Source organism: Escherichia sp. MOD1-EC7003 (assembly GCF_002965065.1).
Lineage (GTDB): Bacteria > Pseudomonadota > Gammaproteobacteria > Enterobacterales > Enterobacteriaceae > Escherichia.
The window spans coordinates 1-4402 of record NZ_PTRE01000202.1; the positions used below are offsets into that span (position 1 = coordinate 1).

Genomic DNA, 4402 nt, shown 5'->3' on the forward strand with positions numbered 1-4402 from the left:
GAGTCACCTCTGATTGAGAGTTTACTCACTTAGTCCCGTGTCCACTATTGGTGGGTAGGATCACATTCGCATGAAGAAGTATTGCCCATATCCATCCCACGAAAGAGGATCTGCCATACATCAAGTCCGTTTTACTTGGCATCAGATTATCGCCGTCATTAACTCTGTCAAAGTCGGACGAACGATTAACAAGAGCGGTGGTTCAAAAGTGCATAGCGCTAAGGTGGGCCAGGTTACAGAGTCATAACCCTGTTCTTTGCTGCACCTGTTGATCGGTGTAATGCCACAACAGATTTAAGTTAATCAGGAGAATTCACAATGCGCCCTTCTGTAAAGAGAACTCTTTGATAAGGCGACTCGAATAAGGGAAAGCTAACTGATATCAATGTACCATTTTAGTAATCATCACATTATATACAGGCCAAAATAAGTTACCTGAAAGCCAGTATCTCTAAAGCAAACATTAATAGTATATTTTATTATCACAATAAAAACCAAAATCTTATCTAAATTATATTGCTTATGTGAACAATTACAACATTTTCGTAGACACAAAAACTATGACTGACGCATCAATTGCAATCTATTATTCGTCATTAGATGAATATTTCCATTTGAATTTCAGAAGGTAAAATAACTTTCTATGCGTTTAAAACACCCACTATAAATAGCTTGTATATTATTGACACTATATGATGCTATATGCTATTTGTTGTCAAACCATTCATTATAAATTAGATAGCAGAAGAGCTCATGATAAATGGAGTTAATAATGATTCCGCATCTTTAGTTTTAGATGCTGCAATGAAAGTTAATTCTGGGTTTAAAAAAAACTGGGATGATATGTCATGCGCTGAAAAGTTACTTAACGTACTTACTCTTGGTTTATGGAATCCAACGTACAGTCATAGTGAAAAACAATCATTTCAAGAATTGTTAAGAGTTTTAGAGCCTGTATCTCCAGGTCCCAATGAATTAGGCAGAGTATCTGCTCGTTTTTCAGATGGTTCATCCTTAAGAATTACCGTCACTAACAGCGAACTTCTTGAGGCCGAGATTTGCACAGCAAATAATGAAAAGATTACTGTGCTCCTGGAATCAAACGAACAAAATAGATTATTACAAGCTTTACCCATCCATCGCCACATGCCATACGTTCAGGTTCATCGCGCCTTATCTGATATCTCGCTGACTGATACTACCTCAATGCGCAATCTACTTGGTTTTACGTCAAAACTATCAACAACATTGATTCCTCATAATACTCAAACAGATCCGCTTTCCGGGCCTACACCATTCAGCTCTATCTTTATGGATACATGTCGAGGACTCGGCAGTGCAAAGCTTTCGCTCAATGGTGTTGATATACCTCAAAATGCACAAATGTTGCTTCGCGATGCACTAGGACTTAAAGACACACACTCATCACCTTCCCAGAATGTTATAAATAATGGTATTTCTCGCCATGATGCAGAGCAAATAGTAAGAGAAAGCAGCGGCAGCGATAATCAGAAAGCTGAAGCTGTGGAATTGTTATGCCACCCCGAAGCGGCAACAGCCATATGCTCGGCTTTCTATCAATCTTTCAATGTGCCAGCCTTAACGTTGACACATGCAAGGATCTCTAAAGCCACTGAATACAATGCGGAAAGATCGTTAAATATACCTAATGCTTGCGTTAACATCAGTATCGTTCAATCATCAGATGGAAACATTCACGTTACCAGCCATACCGGGGTTCTGATAATGGCGCCAGAAGACCGCCCCAACGAGATGGGCATGTTGACGAACAGGACTTCTTATGACGTGCCGCAAGGTGTGAAATGTGAAATTGATGCGATGGCAAGAACGCTAAAACCAATCTATAGCGCATCTGAAACGTACTTGAAAAACACGTAAAACAAAACATTACCAATTAAAACAAATAATAGGAAACAATCCACAATCATTAATAACTTACTCTGAAATCAATCGGACAAAAAACACATTTATTTTGCACGTGTTTTATAGCAAATGGAGAAGGGATGAAAAGAAAGCCATTAATTGCATTCTTTATTGCAATGGTTATTCCACTAATCATTGCAATATTATTTACATTTAATTTTAATTACAAAAAATCATCTCAAGAAAACTCACTTTCATTTATAAAACAATTACCAAATACGGTGAATTTATCATCTCTCACTTATAATAAAGAGGATGATTTTTTGTATGCCACCCAGAATAGCCCTGCACAGCTACTTAAAATAGCCAGAAGTGGCGACATCATCGACAGAGCCCCGCTGCCTTTTATCTCTGATGCCGAAACCATTGAACACATACAAGGGAACATTTTTGCTGCAATAGATGAAAAGACTTCTGAACTATTCTTTTTTACAGTAACAAAAGATATGCATATCTCCTTTCGAAATAAAATTCAGTTAGAAATATTCAATAAAAAGAATAGAGGATTTGAAGGACTGGCATGGAAAGCAGATGATCGGATGCTGTTTGTCGCAAAAGAAAGACGCCCTGGTGAAATATTTACATATCAGCTTTCTCCAGACCTGCTGAGTGTAAAGCAAGTAACTATTCCAGAGGCACTAAATGATATACGTGTTAACGATATATCCGGCCTGGACTTTAATAATGAAAGTCTGATGATTCTGTCCGATGAGTCGCGTAAGTTACTCAAGTTTAACCTGACAGAAATGTCTTTCGTTGAGATGCTCGACCTGACAAAAGGAAATCATTCTCTGACCAGTGATTTGCCTCAACCTGAAGGCATTGTAACTCTGCCTGATGAAAGCATTTATGTTGCTAGTGAACCTGATATCCTCGCTAAATTCGTCCCTAATAAGTAAATCTGTCACTGGCCTTAGTATTGAGCGATAAAATCTGGCAATCTCATCAAATTCTAAAAACACGAATCTAATTTTACGCTAAAATAAACAGATTAATAGCTGAAAAGGACATCAGCTATTATCAACCGGAATCTTACCCAGTCCATTAGAATTATCATTAACTCGCATTTAAACAAACTAAGAAGGAAGCTGTATGTTTAGCATAAGATCCCATCTACCTATAAGCGCCACCGTATCAATTCCGGCAAAAGAATCTCAATCCATCCTCACAATTTCTGGGGGGAGAAAAATAGAAACTGCGCAAGAAAAAGAAGGATTGCTTGTATTTTTAGGAATAAAATCCGTAGGTGACTATACTATTAATATTCTTGATCAAAATGCTCCGAGAGTCATAACGGGGAAAAAACCTTATGACATATTATTCCTGAACGAAGAAACAAAACAAGATTTTGATAAAAGGAAAACAGCATTTATCTTTCCTGGGGTAAACAAAAGTTATCTACAATCAAGTAACAACGATGTTGCTACCGCAGCAGCTATAAGTATTGTAGCAACAGAGACGAAAACTATCCTACCAGAGGATTTAATACCATGAAAATACAGAAAAATTTATCTATCTGGGGATGGTTCTGCTGGTCAATCTCTTCTTAAGTGCGGAGATGAAATTTTATCACCAGGAGATATTGCCGACCGCATTGTTCAACATAATCTTGATGTAATAGATGACTTCAGATTAACATCCTGTCACTCAGCCAACACAACAAAACACAATGATTTCTCTCCTGCTGAATTAGAAAAATCCTCAAATATCAGTAACGGCTGGTTGGCTAGTGCATTATTTGGTCAAAAACGTTCATTAGCAGAACACGTCTATGCCGAGTTTGAAGAGCGTGGAATTAACGTTTCTATGTCAGCTTATTATGGCGCTGGTATTTTTTTATGTTCCAGAGCATGGCAAACCAACAACGCATCTACGCTCCACAACAGTGCCTGCAACACCTGAACATACGGTAAGAAGAAGCGACTATAAAGTGCTCTTGGGCAGAACTCAACCTACCGATATTGACTAATTGAGTCTGCATATAGTTTTGTGTCATTACCTGATGCGTTACGCTTATCAGACCTACAATATGTTTAATTTGTAGGCAGAATAGAGTGTTCACACCACATCTGGTATAAAAAAGTACAGCCTGCCAAAAACCTGAAGAACCCCTGAATTTACGGGGTTATTCAGGTTAAGCATGCCCATAACATCATTTCTGATTTGTATTGCTTATGACGGATACAATTTCTCTGCTCAGCTACGAATATCATCATACTCGCGCGTTTTATCAAACTCGTGTTTCGCAAACGGACATCGTGAGACAATCTTCCGCTTCTTCCGGCGCATTTTTCCACCACCTTCGCTACCAGCAGTTTGAGCGGAAGCGCCACTTTTTCTGGCCCCCGCCCATATGCAGGTCCAGCTTTAAATTTACCCTTACTTTCGGCATTTCATTCGTAAGCGTGCAGCAAGAACCGTATTGACGGGGATGTGTTATTCAGTCGGCAGTGCTACG

2 protein-coding genes and 3 pseudogenes are annotated in these 4402 nt (G+C 38.7%); 3 read left to right on the forward strand and 2 right to left on the reverse strand.

All coding sequences use genetic code 11. The annotated features are described in order from the left end of the window. The first annotated feature begins 753 nt into the window (after positions 1-753). The 3 genes and pseudogenes from A7090_RS23575 to A7090_RS23585 all read left to right on the forward strand — a co-directional run bounded on the left by A7090_RS23575 (position 754) and on the right by A7090_RS23585 (position 3913). Entirely contained in the window at positions 754-1899 is a 1146-nt protein-coding gene (locus tag A7090_RS23575) for an EspG domain-containing protein (RefSeq protein ID WP_105275726.1), read from the forward strand. Between the two features lie 125 nt (positions 1900-2024). Continuing rightward, on the forward strand, positions 2025-2843 hold the full coding sequence (locus tag A7090_RS23580) for an SdiA-regulated domain-containing protein (RefSeq protein WP_105275727.1): 819 nt from the start codon (positions 2025-2027) through the stop codon (positions 2841-2843). A 193-nt stretch (positions 2844-3036) separates the two neighbouring features. Further along, positions 3037-3913 (forward strand): annotated as a pseudogene (locus A7090_RS23585) (secretion protein EspS). A gap of 227 nt (positions 3914-4140) precedes the next feature. Here A7090_RS23585 and A7090_RS23590 read toward each other — a convergent pair. Both A7090_RS23590 and A7090_RS26265 read right to left on the reverse strand, forming a co-directional pair. Beyond that, a pseudogene (locus A7090_RS23590) lies at positions 4141-4262 on the reverse strand (N-acetyltransferase); the annotation flags it as partial. Continuing rightward, a pseudogene (locus A7090_RS26265) lies at positions 4248-4336 on the reverse strand (type VI secretion system contractile sheath small subunit); the annotation flags it as partial. The pseudogenes A7090_RS23590 and A7090_RS26265, both read right to left, overlap by 15 nt. Positions 4337-4402 lie beyond the last annotated feature (66 nt).